Annotated in this window: 19 protein-coding genes; 3 read left to right on the top strand and 16 right to left on the bottom strand. The window is 70.4% G+C overall.

All coding sequences use genetic code 11. The annotated features are described in order from the left end of the window. Window positions 1–2: 2 nt before the first annotated feature. The 8 genes from EDC34_RS02040 to ccoN are packed head-to-tail and all read right to left on the bottom strand — an operon-like array spanning window position 3 to window position 7,907. Window positions 3–2,372 (bottom strand): heavy metal translocating P-type ATPase, encoded by a 2,370-nt coding sequence (locus EDC34_RS02040; RefSeq protein WP_114959172.1) that lies wholly within the window; start codon window positions 2,370–2,372, stop codon window positions 3–5. A gap of 5 nt (window positions 2,373–2,377) precedes the next feature. Continuing rightward, on the bottom strand, window positions 2,378–2,890 hold the full coding sequence (locus EDC34_RS02035; RefSeq protein WP_114959171.1) for a FixH family protein: 513 nt from the start codon (window positions 2,888–2,890) through the stop codon (window positions 2,378–2,380). Between the two features lie 17 nt (window positions 2,891–2,907). Further along, a complete protein-coding gene (locus EDC34_RS02030) occupies window positions 2,908–4,458 on the bottom strand; it encodes a 4Fe-4S dicluster domain-containing protein (protein ID WP_114959170.1) in 1,551 nt (516 codons plus the stop codon). Window positions 4,459–4,462: 4 nt separating this feature from the next. Further along, window positions 4,463–4,759: a hypothetical protein gene (locus tag EDC34_RS02025; RefSeq protein ID WP_114959169.1), complete on the bottom strand. Its 297-nt coding sequence runs from the start codon at window positions 4,757–4,759 to the stop codon at window positions 4,463–4,465. Further along, entirely contained in the window at window positions 4,756–5,697 is a 942-nt protein-coding gene (gene ccoP, locus EDC34_RS02020) for a cytochrome-c oxidase, cbb3-type subunit III (protein ID WP_114959168.1), read from the bottom strand. The genes EDC34_RS02025 and ccoP overlap by 4 nt, the downstream gene beginning before the upstream one ends. Continuing rightward, window positions 5,694–5,834, bottom strand: coding sequence for a cbb3-type cytochrome oxidase subunit 3 (locus EDC34_RS02015; RefSeq protein ID WP_114959167.1), 141 nt, complete (start codon window positions 5,832–5,834; stop codon window positions 5,694–5,696). Before EDC34_RS02015 ends, ccoP begins: the two co-directional genes overlap by 4 nt. Beyond that, complete coding sequence (ccoO, locus tag EDC34_RS02010; protein WP_114959166.1) at window positions 5,834–6,460, bottom strand: cytochrome-c oxidase, cbb3-type subunit II; 627 nt, start codon at window positions 6,458–6,460, stop codon at window positions 5,834–5,836. Before ccoO ends, EDC34_RS02015 begins: the two co-directional genes overlap by 1 nt. Before the next feature lie 7 nt (window positions 6,461–6,467). After that, window positions 6,468–7,907 carry a cytochrome-c oxidase, cbb3-type subunit I gene (gene ccoN, locus EDC34_RS02005; protein ID WP_114959165.1) on the bottom strand — a complete coding sequence of 480 codons (1,440 nt, stop codon included), beginning with the start codon at window positions 7,905–7,907 and terminating at the stop codon, window positions 6,468–6,470. Window positions 7,908–8,097: 190 nt separating this feature from the next. Between ccoN and EDC34_RS02000 the strand changes: the two genes are divergently transcribed. Then, window positions 8,098–8,868: a helix-turn-helix domain-containing protein gene (locus EDC34_RS02000; protein ID WP_114959164.1), complete on the top strand. Its 771-nt coding sequence runs from the start codon at window positions 8,098–8,100 to the stop codon at window positions 8,866–8,868. Window positions 8,869–8,876: 8 nt separating this feature from the next. On the opposite strand, the gene EDC34_RS01995 is transcribed toward EDC34_RS02000, so the two are convergent. The 3 genes from EDC34_RS01995 to EDC34_RS01985 are packed head-to-tail and all read right to left on the bottom strand — an operon-like array spanning window position 8,877 to window position 10,854. Then, window positions 8,877–9,974 carry a PLP-dependent cysteine synthase family protein gene (locus EDC34_RS01995; protein ID WP_114959163.1) on the bottom strand — a complete coding sequence of 366 codons (1,098 nt, stop codon included), beginning with the start codon at window positions 9,972–9,974 and terminating at the stop codon, window positions 8,877–8,879. Window positions 9,975–10,022: 48 nt separating this feature from the next. After that, window positions 10,023–10,457 (bottom strand): EamA family transporter, encoded by a 435-nt coding sequence (locus tag EDC34_RS01990; RefSeq protein ID WP_114959162.1) that lies wholly within the window; start codon window positions 10,455–10,457, stop codon window positions 10,023–10,025. A gap of 10 nt (window positions 10,458–10,467) precedes the next feature. Then, a complete protein-coding gene (locus EDC34_RS01985; protein WP_114959161.1) occupies window positions 10,468–10,854 on the bottom strand; it encodes an MAPEG family protein in 387 nt (128 codons plus the stop codon). Between the two features lie 100 nt (window positions 10,855–10,954). Here EDC34_RS01985 and rfbC point away from each other — a divergent pair, with 100 nt between their 5' ends. Together rfbC and rfbD are read left to right on the top strand one after the other, a co-directional pair. Continuing rightward, window positions 10,955–11,515, top strand: a complete 561-nt coding sequence (gene rfbC / locus EDC34_RS01980; protein ID WP_114959160.1) for a dTDP-4-dehydrorhamnose 3,5-epimerase — start codon at window positions 10,955–10,957, stop codon at window positions 11,513–11,515. Beyond that, window positions 11,512–12,402, top strand: coding sequence for a dTDP-4-dehydrorhamnose reductase (gene rfbD, locus EDC34_RS01975; protein WP_114959159.1), 891 nt, complete (start codon window positions 11,512–11,514; stop codon window positions 12,400–12,402). The genes rfbC and rfbD overlap by 4 nt, the downstream gene beginning before the upstream one ends. 8 nt (window positions 12,403–12,410) lie before the next feature. Here the strand turns inward: rfbD and EDC34_RS01970 are convergent, their stop codons facing one another. The 5 genes from EDC34_RS01970 to EDC34_RS01950 are packed head-to-tail and all read right to left on the bottom strand — an operon-like array spanning window position 12,411 to window position 16,193. Further along, on the bottom strand, window positions 12,411–13,229 hold the full coding sequence (locus tag EDC34_RS01970) for a M15 family metallopeptidase (protein WP_114959279.1): 819 nt from the start codon (window positions 13,227–13,229) through the stop codon (window positions 12,411–12,413). A 35-nt stretch (window positions 13,230–13,264) separates the two neighbouring features. Beyond that, complete coding sequence (locus EDC34_RS01965) at window positions 13,265–13,786, bottom strand: PH domain-containing protein (RefSeq protein ID WP_162797656.1); 522 nt, start codon at window positions 13,784–13,786, stop codon at window positions 13,265–13,267. 11 nt (window positions 13,787–13,797) lie between these two features. Continuing rightward, window positions 13,798–15,132: an alpha/beta hydrolase gene (locus tag EDC34_RS01960; protein ID WP_114959157.1), complete on the bottom strand. Its 1,335-nt coding sequence runs from the start codon at window positions 15,130–15,132 to the stop codon at window positions 13,798–13,800. Further along, a complete protein-coding gene (locus EDC34_RS01955) occupies window positions 15,129–15,311 on the bottom strand; it encodes a type II toxin-antitoxin system antitoxin (RefSeq protein WP_114959156.1) in 183 nt (60 codons plus the stop codon). The genes EDC34_RS01960 and EDC34_RS01955 overlap by 4 nt, the downstream gene beginning before the upstream one ends. Before the next feature lie 18 nt (window positions 15,312–15,329). Next, entirely contained in the window at window positions 15,330–16,193 is an 864-nt protein-coding gene (locus EDC34_RS01950; RefSeq protein WP_114959155.1) for an SPFH domain-containing protein, read from the bottom strand. Window positions 16,194–16,257: the final 64 nt, after the last annotated feature.

Here is a 16,257-nt window from a genome sequence, read left to right as displayed (position 1 = left end):
GGTCATGGCGAGGGCACCCGCACCAGCCGCAGCGCGTTGGCGGTGACGATGAGCGAGGATAGCGCCATCCCCAGCGCGGCCAGCCACGGCGTCACCATGCCGGCGGCGGCCAAAGGCAATGCCAGCAGGTTGTAGCCCACCGCCCAGGCCAGGTTCTGGCGCACGATGCGGCGCGTGCGGCGGGCGATCGCGATCGCCGTCGGCACCGCCTGCAGCGAGGCCGCGGACAGCACCAGGTCGGCCGCACGCTGCGCCAGCGCGGCACCGTCGCCGATCGCCAGCGAGACATCGGCGCCCGCCAGCACCGGGGCGTCGTTGAGGCCGTCGCCGACCATCGCCACCACCCGGCCCGCCGCCTGCAACGCGCGTACCCGCGCCAGCTTGTCCTGTGGCGACTGCCGTGCGTGCGCGTGCGTATCCGCGATGCCCACCGCCTGCGCGAAACGCGCCACCGTCGCCTCGGCATCGCCGCTGGCCAGGTGCAGTGACAGCCCCTGCGCGTGCAGCCGCGCTACCGCCGCCGCGGCGTCCGGGCGCAGGCCCTCGGCCAGCCGGAAGCGCGCGCGCGCGCCGTCCGTGCTGCCCAGCCAGACCGCGCCGTCGTCCGTGCCGCCGGTGGCGAACGTTGCATTGCCGATCCGCCAGACATGGCCGTCGATCGTGCCTTCCACCCCTTGCCCGGGCAGCGCGTGTACGTCGCGTGGCAACACCGTGGTGGGCACGCCGGCGAAGGCCGCCGCCAGCGGATGCCGGCTGTCGCGTTCCAGCGCGGCGGCGATCTGCAGCGCGGCGTCGGCATCGATGGCGGTGCAGGCATCGATGCCCTGCAGCTGCGGCTTGCCGTCGCCCAGCGTCCCGGTCTTGTCGAACACCACGTCGGTGGCCTGCGCCAGCCGTTCCAGCGCCTCCGGGCGCACCGCCAGCACGCCGATCTTCGCCAGCGCCCCGTGCGCGGCGGCCAGCGCGGCCGGGACCGCCAGCGACAGCGCGCAGGGGCAGCTGATCACCAGCAGGGACAAGGTCACCTCGAAGGCGCGCGCAGGTTCATGGGCGCGCCACCAGAAATAGACCACGGTTGCCGCCAGCAGCAGCCCGGCCACGAACCCGCCGGCGATGCGCTCGGCGCCACGCGCCAGCGCCGGGCGATGCGCCTGCGCGGTTTCCACCAGCCGCGCCAGTTCGGCCAGGCGGGTGTCCGCGCCGACCCGGGTGACCCGGATCCGGGCCGGGTGCTCGCGGCAGGCGGTGCCGGCGTACACCGCATCGCCCGCCTGCTTGGCGACCGGGGTCGCCTCGCCGGTGAGCAGCGATTCCTCGAATCGCGCACTGCCTTCCAGCAGCAGGCCGTCGGCCGGTACCGGCTCGCCCACCGCCACCCGCACCACGTCGCCCACTTCCAGTGCCTCGACCGGCACCGATTCGCGGCTGCCGTCTGCCAGCTCACGCACGGCCAGCGCCGGCCGCGCGCGCGCCAGCGCATCGACCTGCGCGCTGGCGATCGCGCGCGCACGCTGTTCCAGCTGGCGTGCCACCAGCAGCAGGAATACGAACATCACCGCGGCATCGAACCAGACGTGGGGGCCGCCGCGCACCGTTTCGAACGTGCTGGCGGCCCAGGCCAGCAGGGTCGAGCCGGCGATCAGCACGTCCATCCCCAGCCGCCGCCCGCGCAGTTCGTTCCAGGCGCCGACGAGGAACGGCCAGCCGGCCCAGAACACCACCGGGGTGGATACCAGGAAGGTGATCCAGCGGAAGAAGTCGCGGGTGGCCAGCGGCATCTCGCCGCGGGTGTCGAGGTACAGCGCCTCGGCGAACATCATCGCCTGCATCGCGCCCAGGCCGGCCAGCCCGATCCGCAGCAGGTCGCGGTTGCGGGCGGCGCGGCGGGCGCGCTCGCGCGCTTCGCCTGTGGCGAGGTAAGGCCGGTAGCCGAGCGACGCCAACCGCGCCAGCGGCTTCGACAGCGCGGTACGGGCGGGGTCCCAGCGCAGCCGGATGCGCCCGGTGATGGCATTGGCGCTGGCCTCCAGCACCCCGTCCTCGCGCGTCAGCGCGCGGTCGATCAGCCAGGCGCAGGCGGCGCAGCGCATGCCGTCGGTGAGCACGGTGATCTCGCGGCCTCCTTCCACCGCGCGCGCGTGCCCGGCCAGCACGTCTTCGCGGTCCCAGGCGGCCAGCGCCGGGGCATCGGCCTCCACCCGGCCGCCAGGGGCGCTGCGCAGGCGGTAGTAGTCGTCCAGCGCGGCGTCCACGATCCACTGCGCGGCGGTCGCGCAGCCGCCGCAGCAGAAGTCGCGTGGTTCGCCATCGAGGCAGGCCCGGACCGGCGCGACCGGCAACGGCTCGCCGCAGTGGTGGCAGCGGGCGGACATCGGGATCAGGGCTGGGCGTCGTCCAGCGCCGGGCGCAGCTGCGCGGCCAGTTGGGCGTGCGGAAGCCGTCCGCGCAGGCGCCAGTCGGCCTTGCCGGCGGGTTCCAGCTGCAGCAGCCAGTCGTGGTCGAGCGCCGGGGTAGCGGTGGCACGCCAGCCGGTTTCATGCGGCGCCAGTGCCAGCACCAGGTCGGCATCCGCACGTGCGGGGTGCTGCAGGTGCAGGCGCAGTGGCGCGGCGTGGTCGAAATCGCCTGACACCGGCAGCACTTCCACGAACCCGTGCTCGCGGTCCACGCGCACGATCGCGGCCAGCTGCATCCGCGCGGCGCGGGCATCCGGGCCGAGGTCGGCCTGCTGGGCCTGGCCGGTGCGCTGCACTTCGTCCGGCACCGCGTCCATCGGGCCGTCGGAGGTGGCGACCACGACCATGGTGATGCCTGCCACCACCACCAGGCCGACCATGACCAGCATCAGCCAGACGACGGGCTGGCGCCACGGGGAAGAGCGGGTGTCCATGGGCAGGGCTCGCGTGTTCAGATCGGACCGAAGAATGCACTTTCCACGCGCGCTTTGGCACTGCCGTCGCCGGCTTCCACCACCAGCGCGAGCGGATGCCGTCCGCGCACGTTGGCGGGGGCGTCGATTTCGATCGCCTGTGCCGACACCGCGCCGGCCTGCACCTGCAACTCCAGCGGCTCCCCGGCCAGGCGCAGGTGCAGCGCCGGATCGGCCTCGAGACGGACCCGGTAGGTCTGGGCGGCGTCGGTCTTGTTCACCAGCTTGAGGGTGTAGCTGTTGGCGATATGGTCGCCAGCCTGCTGGTAGAGCGCATTGCGGTCGCGCAACACTTCCGCGATCAGCGGGCTGCGGTGCAAAACCCCCCAGGTCCAGCCTGCTAGCAATCCGAGCAAGATCAACCCATAGACCACCACGCGCGGGCGCAGCACGCGGGTGGGCTTGCCATCGATGGCGTTCTGGGTGGAATAGCGGATCAGGCCCTTGGGGTAGCCCATCTTCGCCATCACCTCGTCGCAGGCGTCGATGCAGGCGCCGCAGGCGATGCATTCATATTGCAGGCCGTTGCGGATGTCTATGCCGGTCGGGCAGACCTGCACGCAGATGGTGCAGTCGATGCAGTCGCCCAGTTCCTCCGGCGCGAACTTCGGCAGCGGTTCCACCTGCTGGAGGTCGCCGTCCCAGGTGATGGTGCCCTTGGCCTGCGCGGCCTGGGTGGCGGCCGAGGGGTGCTTGCCGGCGCGGAACACATAGTCGTAGGCGGTGCGCGCATCCAGCAGGCCGCGGGCGCGCTCCAGCACGCTGGCGATGCCACGCTTGCGCGGGCCGCGCGGCTCGCCGCGCATGGCGTCGTAGGCGATGATCAGGGTGTTGCGGTCGAACATCGCGCTCTGAAAGCGCGCGTATGGGCACATGTACTTGCAGACCTGCTCGCGCAGGAAGCCGGCATTGCCCCAGGTGGCCAGGGCATAGAAGAACACCCAGAACGTCTCCCAGCCGCTCCACTGGAACGGCCAGGCACGCGTGGCGAGGTCGCGGATCGGGGTGAAGAAGCCGACGAACGTAAACCCCGTCCACAGGGCGAACAGCAGCCAGATCGCGTGCTTGGTGCCCTTGCGCAGCAGTTTTTCGCGCGTCCACGGGCCGGCATCCAGCTTCATCCGCTTGTTGCGGTCGCCCTCGATCGCGCTCTCCATCCACAGGAAGACTTCCGTCCACACCGTCTGCGGGCAGGCATAGCCGCACCACAGGCGCCCGGCCAGGGCGGTGAAGAAGAACAGCGCGAGCGCGGCGATCATCAGCAGCATCGCCAGGAAGATGAAGTCCTGCGGCCAGAAGGTCAGCCCGAACACGTAGAACTTGCGGGCCGGCAGGTCGAACAGGACTGCCTGGCGCCCGTCCCATGACAGCCACGGGAACAGATAGAACATGCCCAGCAGCCAGAACACCGCCGCCGTGCGCAGCCGCGACAGCCGCCCGGAGACTTCGCGCGGATAGACCTTGCGCTCGCTGACGTAGGCGCTGCCGCCGGTGTCCAGCACGTCGAGGGGGATTTGCTTGTTGGCCATGGCGTCAGTCGCGCGGCAGTGGCCGGTTGAACCGGCTGGCCGGCCGCAGCAGGATCCAGGTGAACAGGCTGGAGGCGGCGGTGGCCAGCCAGAACGCGAAGAAGCCCAGGGTGTAGCCCAGGCCGCGGGTGATATGCAGTTGCGGGAAGGTGGCGTCGCGCAGCGCCAGCGGATCGACGAAGGCGAAGAACGCCATCGTCGCCACCCCGGCCGTGAAGAAGCTGGGCCAGACGATGGCTCCGATCCGCTGCGCCAGCGGGCGCGGCGGATGGTCCAGGCGCGGGGCGGTGAAGTCGGTCATGGCGTGCCCTTGTTGCTGGCGTCGGTCGCTGCCGGGTGCGAGAGCGACCAGACGTAGGCCGCGACCAGGCGTGAACGGGTGTCACCCAGCACCGGGCCCCAGGCCGGCATCACCCCGTGGCGGCCGTTGCCGATGGTCTCGCGCAGGGCCTCGCGGCTGTCGCCGTACAGCCAGTAGCTGTCGGTGAGGTCTGGCGCGCCGATCGCCGGGTTGCCTTTGCCCGCGGGCCCATGGCAGGCCACGCACAGGCCGTCGTAGAGGGCCTTGCCGCGCGCGGCAGCATAGTCGGACGGATTGCCGCCCTGCGGGTCGCCGAGCTGACGCACATAGGCAATCACATAATCCACGGCATCGGGACCTGCCATGCCCTGAAGCACGCTCCCCCAGGCCGGCATCACCGCCTCGCGGCCATGGAGAATGGTTTCCAGGATCTGCTCGGGGCTGCCGCCCCAGTGCCAGATGGCATCGGTCAGGTTGGGGTAGCCCACGGCGCCCTTGCCGGCCGAGCCGTGGCAGGTGGCGCAGTTGTTGCCGAAGATCGACTTGCCCAGCTTCAGCGCCTGCGGATCGCGCGCCAGCACGTCGATCGGCTGGCCCTTGTAAGGGGCGAAGGTCTTCTCTAGCTGGGCATTGGCCAGCGCGGCGTCGCGGGCCTGTTCTTTCTGTGAGGTCCACTTGCCAAGGCCGGCGAAGTTGCCCAGCCCCGGGTACCACAGCAGGTAGCCGATGCCGAACAGGATGGTGAGGTAGAACAGGTTGATCCACCACTTCGGCAGCGGCTTGTTGTACTCGGTGAGGTTGCCGTCCCAGACATGGCTGGTGTCCTCCGGGCGCGGGTCGCCCGGGCGCCGGCGCGATGTCCACCACAGCAACCAGGCGCAACCGACGATATTCAGCGCGATCAGCACGATCACGTACCACGACCATCCCGCGCTCATCGGGTGTTCTCCTCATCGGATTCCAGCGGCAGTTGCGCCGCCTCGTCGAAATCGCGCTTGCGGCGCGGGCTCCAGGCCCATGCCCAGCCGGCCAGGAACAGCAGCATCAATACGGTAGTGATGATTCCCTGGAACATCAGGGGGTCCTCGGTGCGTGCTTGCCCAGGCCTTGCAGGTAGGCCACCAGGGCGTCCATTTCGGTCTTGCCGTCCACCGCCGCCGGCGCGGCGGCGATTTCGGCGTTGCTGTAGGGGTCGCCCAGGCGCTGGAGCGCGCGCATGTGCGCCTGCACCGTGGCCCCGTCCACCTTGTTCTGGTTCAGCCACGGGAAGCTGGGCATGTTCGATTCAGGGACCACGTCGCGCGGATTGTTCAGGTGCACCCGGTGCCAGTCGTCGGAATAGCGCCCGCCCACCCGCGCCAGGTCGGGCCCGGTGCGCTTGCTGCCCCACTGGAACGGGCGGTCGTACACCGATTCGCCGGCCAGCGAGTAATGGCCGTAGCGCTCGGTTTCGAAACGCAACGTGCGCACCATCTGCGAATGGCAGTTGTAGCAGCCTTCGCGCACGTACACGTCGCGTCCGGCCAGCTCCAGCGCCGGGTACGGCTTGACCCCGGGTAGCGGCTTGATGGTCTCGGCCTGGAACATCAGCGGAACGATCTCGGCCAGGCCGCCGAAGGACACGGCCAGGGCGATCGCAACCGCCAGCAGGCCGACGTTCTTTTCCAGCTTCTCGTGCGGGTTGTGTGTTTGCTCGCTCATGGGGTCCTCAGGCGCGGGCTTCGGAGACATCGGGCGCCAGCAGCGGCTGTTCGACCGGCTTTTCGGAGGCGCGGTAGGTCTGCCACACGTTCCACGCCATGATCAGCATGCCGGCCAGCACCAGCAGGCCACCGAACAACCGGCCCAGGTAGTAGGGATAGGTCGCGTTGAGCGATTCCACGAAGGTGTAGGTCAGCGTGCCGTCGGCGTTGGTCGCCCGCCACATCAGGCCCTGCATCACCCCGGCGATCCACATCGAGGCGATGTAGAACACCACGCCGAGGGTGTGGATCCAGAAGTGGGTGTCGATCAGCCGGGTCGAATACATCTGCTGACGCCCGAGCAGGCGCGGCAGCAATGCGTAGATCGAGCCGATCGAGATCATCGCCACCCAGCCCAGCGCGCCGGAGTGCACGTGGCCGATGGTCCAGTCGGTGTAGTGCGACAGCGAGTTGACCGTCTTGATCGACATCATCGGCCCCTCGAACGTGCTCATCATGTAGAAGCTGAGCGAGACGATGAGGAACTTCAGGATCGGGTCGGTGCGCAGTTTGTGCCACACCCCGGAGAGGGTCATGATGCCGTTGATCGCGCCGCCCCAGCTGGGCGCCAGCAGGATCAGCGAGAACACCATGCCCACCGACTGCGCCCAGTCCGGCAGCGCGGTGTACTGCAGGTGGTGCGGGCCGGCCCACATGTACACCGCGATCAGCGCCCAGAAGTGCACGATCGACAGCCGGTAGGAATAGATCGGCCGCTGCGCCTGCTTCGGCACGAAGTAGTACATCATCCCGAGGAAGCCGGCGGTCAGGAAGAAGCCCACCGCGTTGTGGCCGTACCACCACTGCACCATCGCATCCACCGCGCCGGAATAGACCGGGTAGGACTTCATCGGCCCGGCCGGGATGGCGATGTTGTTGACGATGTGCAGCAGCGCCACCGCGATGATGAAGGCGCCGTAGAACCAGTTGGCCACGTAGATGTGCTTGACCCGGCGCTTGGCGATCGTGCCGAAGAACAGCACCGCGTAGGCCACCCACACGAGGGTGATCAGGATGTCGATCGGCCATTCCAGCTCGGCGTATTCCTTGCCCTGGGTGTAGCCCAGCGGCAGCGAGACCGCGGCGGCCACGATCACCGCCTGCCAGCCCCAGAACACGAACGCGGCCAGCCGGTCGGACAGCAGGCGCACGTGGCAGGTGCGCTGCACCACGTGCAGGCTGGTGGCGAACAGCGCGCAGCCGCCGAACGCGAAGATCACCGCGTTGGTGTGCAGCGGGCGCAGCCGCCCGTAACTGAGCCAGGGGATGCCCTCGAACAGGTGCGGCCAGTACAGCTGGGTGGCGATGATGACGCCGACCAGCATGCCGACGATGCCCCAGAGCACCGTGGCAACGGCGAACTGGCGCACCACCTTGTCGTTGTAGGTGGCAGGGATGGCTTGCATGTGCGACTCCGGGATGGACGCGCGCATGCTAGGCGCTGTCCGCGCGCCCGCCCTTGATCAGGATCAAATCCGGTGATGGCCGCTGTGCGGCGGGGTTGCCGCTGCCGGCGCGGGCCGTCAATATGGAGGCAAGTGATGTTTTCGAGCCGGGCCCGGCCCGGTCGCCTGGCAGGATGGATGGGGAGCGCGGATGAGTGAGCCGATTCCACTGGACCTGGCCAGGCTGCGCCGTAGCTGCGTGGAGTGTTCACTGCACGCGCTGTGCATGCCGGCCGGAGTGGATGCCCAGGATCTCGCGCATCTGGAGCGGGTCGTGCCGCGGCGCCGCCCGCTGGCGCGCGGCGATGTCTTGTTCCGCACCGGAGATCCGCTGGGCGCGGTGTACGTGGCCAGCGAGGGCAGTTTCAAGACGGTGGCGGTGACGCCCGCGGGCGAGGAGCACGTGCTGGGCTTTCACCTCCCGGGCGAGCTGTTCGGGCTGGACGCGGTGGGCAGCGGCCAGCACCGTTGCGAGGCGGTGGCACTGAGCGATGCGCGCGTGTGCGAACTGCCGTTCAACCAGCTGGCGCAGGTCGCGGCGCAGGTGCCCAGCCTGCAGCGGCAGCTGCTGCGCATCATGGGGCAGAGCGCGGATCTCGACCACGACCACGTGGACGTGCTGGCGCGGCGCCAGGCCAGCGAGCGGATCGCCTTATTCCTGCACGGGCTGGGCGAACGCCTGCGCCGGATCGGCCGTCCCGCCGACGACTTCCAGCTGCCGATGAGCCGCGACGAGATCGCCCGCTATCTGGGGCTGGTGCTGGAAACCGTGAGCCGCGGTTTCAGCCGCCTGCACGAGGACGGGGTGATCGAGGTCCGTGGGCGTCGCGTGCGCATCCTGGATGCACGTGCCCTGCAGGCCGCCGCCAGCGGCTGCGAGGGCGACGACCTGCCACCGCAACGCCGGCGCAGCCCGGGTTGAGCCGCGGCCTACCCGGCGGCGGCCCACACCCCGCTGGCAGCCGCCTGTTCCAGCGCCTGCCGCCAGGGTTCGATCTCCAGCCCGTGCGCGGCGCGCCAGCCGGGGTCGAAGATGGTCTGCCGGTAGCGGCTGCCGCGGTCGCACAGCAGGGTCACCACGCTGCCGGTCTCGCCGCGGGCGCGCATGTCGGCCGCCAGCTGCAGGCAGGCCACGAAGTTGGTGCCGGAAGAGCCGCCGTAGCGGGTGCCCAGCAGGTCTTCCAGCAGCAGCGCGGCGGCGATCGACGCGGCGTCCTCGACTTCCACCACCGCGTCCACCACGTCGAACAGGAACCCGGGCTCCACCTTGGGGCGGCCGATGCCCTCGATCAGGGTCGGCCGGCTGGCCAGCGCGCCGCGGTCGCGGCTGCGCCAGCCATGCACGTAGCCGCTGCCGGCGGGTTCGGCCACGCACAGGCGGGTCTCCAGCCGGCGATAGCGCAGGTAGCGGCCAATCGTGGCCGAAGTGCCGCCGGTGCCGGCGCCGCAGACGATCCACGCCGGTACCGGTTGCGGCTCGCGGCGCAGCTGGCCGAGGATCGACTCGGCGATGTTGTTGTTGCCGCGCCAGTCGGTGGCGCGTTCGGCCAGCCCGAACTGGTCGAGGTGGCAGGCGCCGTTGGCGGCATGCTCGGCGGCGCGGGCATGCACCTGCAGCGGGTCCTCCACCAGGTCGCAGCAACCGCCCAGCGCCTGCACGGCCTGGATCTTCTGCGGCGCGGTGCAGGCCGGCATCACCGCCACGAACGGCAGCCCCAGCAGGCGTGCGAACCACGCTTCCGAGATCGCGGTGCTGCCGGAGGAGGCATCCACCACCGTCTGCCCCGGGCGCAGCCGGCCGTTGCACAGCGCATACAGGAACAGCGAGCGCGCCAGCCGGTGCTTGAGGCTGCCGGTGGGATGGCTGGCCTCGTCCTTCAGATAGAAGGTGATCCCGGGGAAGCCGGGAAAATCCAGTCGCAGCAGGTGGGTGTCGGCCGAGCGCGCGGCCTCCTGTTCCAGCAGGGCGATGGCATCGTGGACCCAGGTGCGGGCGACGGCATCCGGGCGGGGTGCTGGGGTGTCCATGCGCGCATGATCCCGCGAATGCCGCCCGCGCTCAATTTCCTCCAGGACTCAGCGCGCCAGCGCCAGCAGCAGCACCCCGGCCGCGACCAGGCCGATCCCGGCCCACTCCTGCAGGGACGGGCGCTCGCCGAGCAGGGCGAACGCGAACACCGCCACCAGCACCACGCTGAGCTTGTCCACCGGGGCCACCTGCGAGGCTTGCCCCAGCTGCAGTGCACGGAAGTAGCACACCCACGAAGCCCCGGTGGCCAGCGCCGACAGCGCCAGGAACAGCAGCGTGCGCCCCGGCAGCGCCAGCGGGTTGCTCCACTTCCCGGTCAGCCACACGAAGGGCGTCAGCACCAGCAGGATCACGGCGGTGCGCACCAGCGTGGCGAGGTCGGAATCGACCCCGCGGATGCCGATCTTGGCGAAGACCGCGGTCAGCGCCGCGAAGCTGGCCGACAGCAGCGCCCACGGCAACCAGCCGGCCGGCCAGTTCACGCGCCGCGCCTCACTGCAGCCCGGCGCGCAGCAGCGCGCCCAGGCTGGCCAGCAGCAGGACCATGATCGGGGTCATCGAGATTACGAACCCCAGCGTGCGGCTGGCGGGCGCGCGGGTGTAGCTGCGCCAGTACAGCAGCCGGCCCACCAGGTACACCGCGCCGACCACCGCCACGTAGGCATCCGGCCAGTAACGGGCGGCGATGTAGAGCAGCGGCAGCAGCGCCACCAGCAGCTCCAGCGTGTTCATCTGCACCCGGTAGGCACGCTCGAACAGCTCGTGGCCGACCACCGCCGGCGCCTTGACCCCGTAGCGGCCGCGCGCCTGCGCCACCTGCACGCCGAAGAAGATGAATTGCGCGATCGCCAGCAGGGCGACCAGGTCGACGTAATGCATGCGGCATCTCCGGGAGGGTGGGTTCGATTCTAGCGGCGCAGGCGCGGAGGCGCGTCGCGCCCGCCGGCGTGAGGGTGCCGTGGCTCGGTATCATCGCGGGATGAACATCTTTCAGACCCGGTTGCCGGGATGCCTCGTGATCGAGCCGGACGTGCATGCCGATGCGCGCGGGTTTTTCTACGAGGCGTGGAACGCCGCGCGTTTCGCCGCGCACGGGTTGCCGGCGCAGTTCGTGCAGCACAACGTCAGCCGCTCGCAGCGCGGGGTGCTGCGTGGGTTGCATTACCAGTGGCCCGGTAATCCGCAGGGCAAGCTGGTCTGCGTGCTGGAGGGCGAGGTGTACGACGTGGCGGTGGACCTGCGCCAGGATTCGCCCACCTTCGGCCAGCACGTGGCGGCCATCCTCAGCGCCGGGAACCGGCGCCAGTTCTGGATTCCGGAGGGCTTCGCCCACGGTTTTCTGGTGCTCAGCGAGACCGCGTTGGTCAGCTATCTGTGCACCGCGCCGTATGACCGCGCCAGCGATTGCGCGCTGCGCTGGAACGATGCCCGGCTGGCGATCGACTGGCCGCTGGCGCAGGTGCAGCTGTCGGACAAGGATGCGAACGCGCCCTTCCTCGACGCGATCCCGCCCGAGTGCCTGCCGCGCTGCCTGCCATGAGGCTCCTGCTGCTGGGCGGCAACGGCCAGGTCGGGCGCGAACTGCGCCGCGTCCTGCCGGCCCTGGGCGAGGTGATCGTGGCCACCCGCGATGGCGCCGCTGCCGACGTGGCGGCCGATCTCGACCAGCCGCAGGCGCTGCCGGCACTGGTGCGGCAGATCGCGCCCGACGTGGTGGTGAACGCCGCCGCGTACACCGCCGTGGATCGCGCCGAATCCGAGCCGGAGGCGGCCTTCCGTGCGAATGCCGAAGCCCCCGCCGCGCTGGCGCAAGGCTGCGCCGCAACCGGCGCGCTGCTGGTGCATTACTCCACCGACTACGTGTTCGATGGCCGCAGCGCGCGGCCATACCGCGAGGACGATGCCACCGCGCCGCTGGGCGTGTATGGCGCCAGCAAGCGGGCCGGCGAGGAGGCGATCCGCGCGAGCGGCGCGCGCCACATGATCCTGCGCACGGCATGGGTGTACGCCGCGAACGGCCATAATTTCCTGCGCACGATGCTGCGCCTGGCCGGCGAGCGCGAAGATTTGCGGGTAGTGGCCGACCAGGTCGGCGCGCCGACGCCGGCGGCGTGGATCGCGGAGGCCACCGGCCAGCTGCTGCGGCAGAGGGCGCGGGCGTCCGGGACCTGGCACCTGACAGCCGCCGGGGAGACCAGTTGGCACGGGTTTGCGCAGGCCATCATGGACGAGGCGCAGGCGGCGGGCCTGCTGGCGCGGCGCCCGCGGGTGCTGCCGATCACCAGCGCCGAGTATCCGACCCCGGCGCGGCGGCCGGCGTATTCGGTGCTGGATACCGCGAAACTGCAGCAGGACTTCTGCATCGCGCCGCCCGCCTGGCGCGACGGGTTGCGTGCCACCGTACGCGAACTGGCCAAGGCGCGCTGAAAGGCGGCTCAGGCGGGCATAAAGCGCCAGTGCCAGGGTTCGTACACGATCCCGTGCGGGTTGTCGCGCGGATAGCTCATCGCAAAGCCCTGCGCGGGCGCATGCGCGGTCAGCCAGGCAAACGCCGGGGTGTGTTCGAACGATTCCTCGGCGGGCGGCTCACCGGGCGTGCCGATGTCCAGCGCCAGCCCGGAGTGGTGTTCGGAAAAGCCCGGCGCGGCGTTGACCGCGAGGATCTCATCCACGCTCAGGCCGCGCGCGCGCTTGCGTTCGAAGATGCCCAGCTGGTAGTCGTGGCTGCGGTAACCGGAGATCGCCTCCAGCACGATGCCGTCGGCGCGGGCCGCCGTGCGCAGGCGCAGCCAGGCGCGCGCGGCATCGATGCGCAGCCACAGCGGGCGGTGCCAGCGGTCGAATCCGGCAAATGCCAGCCAGTCGGGTTCGGGCACCAGCGCCAGCCCGCTGCGCGCGGCATAGGCGTCCGCATCCAGGCCTAGCGCGTGCAGGCGCTCGTGCAGGCGGTGCAGCGGCAGCGTGCCGGAGTGTTCAAGGCCACAGCGGGCGTGCGGCGGCGGCGCGCGCAGGGCGTCACGGGCGGCGCTCAGCCCCGGCTCGCGCGCGAGCATAGGCACCAGCGGATACAGGCCGCCTTCGAGTTCGGCCGCCAGGTAGCGGCCGTCGCGCTTGCGTCGCAGCACGCGCCGCGCGCGCGCCAGCAGCCGCGCGTGGGCATTGCCGCGCGCCTGCAGCAGCGCGGCCGGCCACAGTTCGATCTCCGCGGTATTGCGCAGGACCGTCTTCAGCGGGATGGCGGGCAGGCGTGGCATGCGCGCAGGGTAGCGCAGCCGCCGCGCGGTCGGCATCACGTCGCGCGCAGGGCGTCCAGCAGGGCCTGCGGCCGCTCGAGGCTGAGCAGCAGCTGGCCGCCGTCGCGCAGCGGAATCCACAGCACGCGCCGGCGGTCGGTGAGCAGGCAGAAGGCTTTTTCCAGCCTCCTGTAGATCCGGAAGTGGCCGGCATGGTAGCCCGGCATCGAGATGCCATTGGTCTTCACCGCCGGGCGCAGCTCCGTGCGCTCCGCAAGATCCACGATGCGCGCCCGTTCGACGTCGAGTTCCGTCACCGCCACGCGCTTGCGGTAGAACGCTGCGCGTACCTCCAGCACCCCGTCCTGCAGCAGCACGACGCGGCGACACATCGACAGCAGCAATCCCGCGAGAGCGGTCAGGACGGCGACCCAGGCCAGCCCCTCGCCGTTCATGGGCATCTTCACGGCATGCATGCCAATCAACAGGCCGACGGGAATCACGCCGCCCAGCAGGATCAGCAGCAGCCAGGCGTAGGCGGGCGGCGGCGGCACTGCGAACACAGTCGGCGAGCGCATGGACATCGGGCTCAGTGCGCCTTGACCCAGGCGGCGACGTCATCGATCAGCTTGGGATCGACATGCCCCGGTTTCGCGTATTCGGCCAGCGAGCCTTCGCCGTCGCCGGGGATGCCGAGGTGGTTGAGCGCGGGATACAGCTTGAAGGCGACCTTGGGGTCGCCGTCGAACGCCTCGCGCCAGGCCTGCCAGTCGGCGTCCACCACCTGGATGTCGCGCCCGCCCTGCAGCACCAGCATCGGCAGGGCTACCCGCTGCGCCTCGGCCACCGCATCCACGCTGTCGATGCTGCGCCAGTAGCCAGCCGGCTGGCCCATCACGGTGCGGGTCGCGGCCGGTGTGGCGGGGTCGCGGGTCTGCCGCACCTGCGCGATCAGCGCGTTGATCGCCGCGCGTTCGGCATCGCTGATCTTGCCGTCGTCCAGCACCGCCATGCGCCGGTTCTGTTCGATCACGATGTCCAGCAGCGGGCGCGCCGGCGCCGCCAGCAGCACCAGCCCCTTGACGTGGCCGGACAGGGCGGCGATCCGCGGCGCCATCATCCCGCCCTGGCTGTGGCCGAGCACGAAGATGCGGTTGGGGTCGATGCCGTTGGTCTTGCGCAGCGCGTCCACCGCCAGCACGCCATCGAAGGTGGTTTCCTCGTCCACGCCGAAGTCGCCGCCCGCGAATTCCTCGGGATGCGCCTTGGTGCGCTTCTCGTAGCGCAGCACCGCGATGCCCTGCGCGGCCAGGCCGCGGGCGAGGTCGAGGAAGGGTTTGTTCGGGCCGATGGTCTCGTCGCGGTCGTGCGCGCCGGAGCCATGCACCAGCACCACCGCCGGGAACGGGCCCGCGCCCTTGGGCATCGCCAGCGTGGCCGGCAGGGCGCGCGCGCCGTCGCCGATCGCCAGCTCGTGCTCGGTGAAGGGCGCATCCGCCGCCACCGCCGGGTCCGGCACGGGGGCCGCCTGCGGCGGTTGCACCAGGAAGCCGGCGATCCTGCCGTCGGCGTCGATGGCGAACTTCGCCACCAGTTCGGCCTTCTCGAAATGCAGCGGCACCTGCACCACGGCGGCCTCGCCCTGCGCGGCGATGGTGGCGTCGCCGCGCCCGGTGGCCTTGCCCATCTGCACCGGCAGCGATTCCCACACCGCCTTCAGCTTGTCGGCGGGCACCGCCTCGGCCATGCGCGGCGCGAACAGCGCTTCGACCTTGGCGTAATCGCCGGCATCCAGCAGATCCAGCGCCTGCCGGGCGAGCGCGGCAGGATCGGCGGACTGCGCGTGGGCCGCGCCGGCCAGGGCAAGCGCGCCGGCCAGCAGCGCGCGGTGGAGAGGGCGGCGGGGATGTGCGGGGCGGTTCATTCGGGATCGTCCTCGGTGGAGGTGCGGGGCGACGGCAGCCGCCCGGCTTTGCGCAGCGCGTCGCGCAGCACGTATTCGATCTGCGCGTTGAGGCTGCGCAGCTCGTCGTCGGCCCAGCGCTGCGCCGCCGCCAGGATCTCGGCGTTGATGCGCAGCGGATAGGCTTTCTTCTCGCTCACGGCCTGCTTTCGCTGGGCTCAGTACAGGGTGCCGGCATTGACGATCGGCTGGGTGGCGCGCTCGCCGCACAGCACGACCAGCAGGTTGCTGACCATCTGCGCCTTGCGCTCCTCGTCCAGCTCGACCACGCCGTTCTTCTGCAGTTCGGCCAGCGCCATCTCGACCATGCCCACCGCGCCGGCGACGATGCGGGTGCGGGCGGCGATGATCGCGTTCGCCTGCTGCCGCTGCAGCATCGCCTGCGCGATCTCCGGAGCGTAGGCGAGGTGGCTGATGCGCGCGTCCAGCACCTGCACGCCGGCGTCGGCCAGGCGTTCGGCGAGCTCGTCGCGCAGGTGCTGCGAGACTTCCGCGGCGTGGCTGCGCAGGGCGATCTGGCCATCCTCGTGCTGGTCGTACGGATAGCTGGTGGCCATCGTGCGCAGCGCGGACTCGGACTGGATGTGCACGAAGCTCTCGTAGTCGTCCACGTTGTAGACCGCCTCCGAGGCGTCCACCACCTGCCACACGATCACCGCGGCGATCTCGATCGGGCTGCCGTCCAGTTCGTTGACCTTGAGCTTGCCGGACTCGAAGTTGCGCACGCGCAGCGAGACTTTCTTCTTGGCATAGAAGGGGTTGTTCCAGCGCAGGCCGTTGTCCTTGACGGTGCCGACGTAGCGGCCGAACAGGCTGAGCACCGCCGCCTGGTTGGGTTCGACCATGTACAGCCCGCCCAGGCACAGCAGGGCGCCACCGCCCAGCAGCACGCCGGCGACGAGTTGCGGCCACAGCTGGAACTGCAGGGCGGTGACCAGCAGCCAGGCACCGACGCCGGTCGCCAGCAGCAGGATCAGCAGCATCGGGATGCCGGGCAGGGAACGCAGCGGGATCTCTTTCATGGGTGTGCTCGGTCGGGGCTTTGGGTGAATTGATATCAATTTGATATCAGACATGCAACTGGCG

Source organism: Thermomonas haemolytica, from assembly GCF_004346265.1.
Classification (GTDB): domain Bacteria; phylum Pseudomonadota; class Gammaproteobacteria; order Xanthomonadales; family Xanthomonadaceae; genus Thermomonas; species Thermomonas haemolytica.
The sequence above is the reverse complement of the archived record's forward strand: the minus strand, read 5'-3'. Positions and strand labels throughout refer to the sequence as shown.

Bases quoted from the DNA above. Each gene is read 5' to 3' on its own strand.
- EDC34_RS02040 (WP_114959172.1), bottom strand. From the start codon at position 2,372: ATGTCCGCCCGCTGCCACCACTGCGGCGAGCCGTTGCCGGTCGCGCCG.
- EDC34_RS02035 (WP_114959171.1), bottom strand. From the start codon at position 2,890: ATGGACACCCGCTCTTCCCCGTGGCGCCAGCCCGTCGTCTGGCTGATG.
- EDC34_RS02030 (WP_114959170.1), bottom strand. From the start codon at position 4,458: ATGGCCAACAAGCAAATCCCCCTCGACGTGCTGGACACCGGCGGCAGC.
- EDC34_RS02025 (WP_114959169.1), bottom strand. From the start codon at position 4,759: ATGACCGACTTCACCGCCCCGCGCCTGGACCATCCGCCGCGCCCGCTG.
- ccoP (WP_114959168.1), bottom strand. From the start codon at position 5,697: ATGAGCGCGGGATGGTCGTGGTACGTGATCGTGCTGATCGCGCTGAAT.
- EDC34_RS02015 (WP_114959167.1), bottom strand. From the start codon at position 5,834: ATGTTCCAGGGAATCATCACTACCGTATTGATGCTGCTGTTCCTGGCC.
- ccoO (WP_114959166.1), bottom strand. From the start codon at position 6,460: ATGAGCGAGCAAACACACAACCCGCACGAGAAGCTGGAAAAGAACGTC.
- ccoN (WP_114959165.1), bottom strand. From the start codon at position 7,907: ATGCAAGCCATCCCTGCCACCTACAACGACAAGGTGGTGCGCCAGTTC.
- EDC34_RS02000 (WP_114959164.1), top strand. From the start codon at position 8,098: ATGAGTGAGCCGATTCCACTGGACCTGGCCAGGCTGCGCCGTAGCTGC.
- EDC34_RS01995 (WP_114959163.1), bottom strand. From the start codon at position 9,974: ATGGACACCCCAGCACCCCGCCCGGATGCCGTCGCCCGCACCTGGGTC.
- EDC34_RS01985 (WP_114959161.1), bottom strand. From the start codon at position 10,854: ATGCATTACGTCGACCTGGTCGCCCTGCTGGCGATCGCGCAATTCATC.
- rfbC (WP_114959160.1), top strand. From the start codon at position 10,955: ATGAACATCTTTCAGACCCGGTTGCCGGGATGCCTCGTGATCGAGCCG.
- rfbD (WP_114959159.1), top strand. From the start codon at position 11,512: ATGAGGCTCCTGCTGCTGGGCGGCAACGGCCAGGTCGGGCGCGAACTG.
- EDC34_RS01970 (WP_114959279.1), bottom strand. From the start codon at position 13,229: ATGCCACGCCTGCCCGCCATCCCGCTGAAGACGGTCCTGCGCAATACC.
- EDC34_RS01965 (WP_162797656.1), bottom strand. From the start codon at position 13,786: ATGCGCTCGCCGACTGTGTTCGCAGTGCCGCCGCCGCCCGCCTACGCC.
- EDC34_RS01960 (WP_114959157.1), bottom strand. From the start codon at position 15,132: ATGAACCGCCCCGCACATCCCCGCCGCCCTCTCCACCGCGCGCTGCTG.
- EDC34_RS01950 (WP_114959155.1), bottom strand. From the start codon at position 16,193: ATGAAAGAGATCCCGCTGCGTTCCCTGCCCGGCATCCCGATGCTGCTG.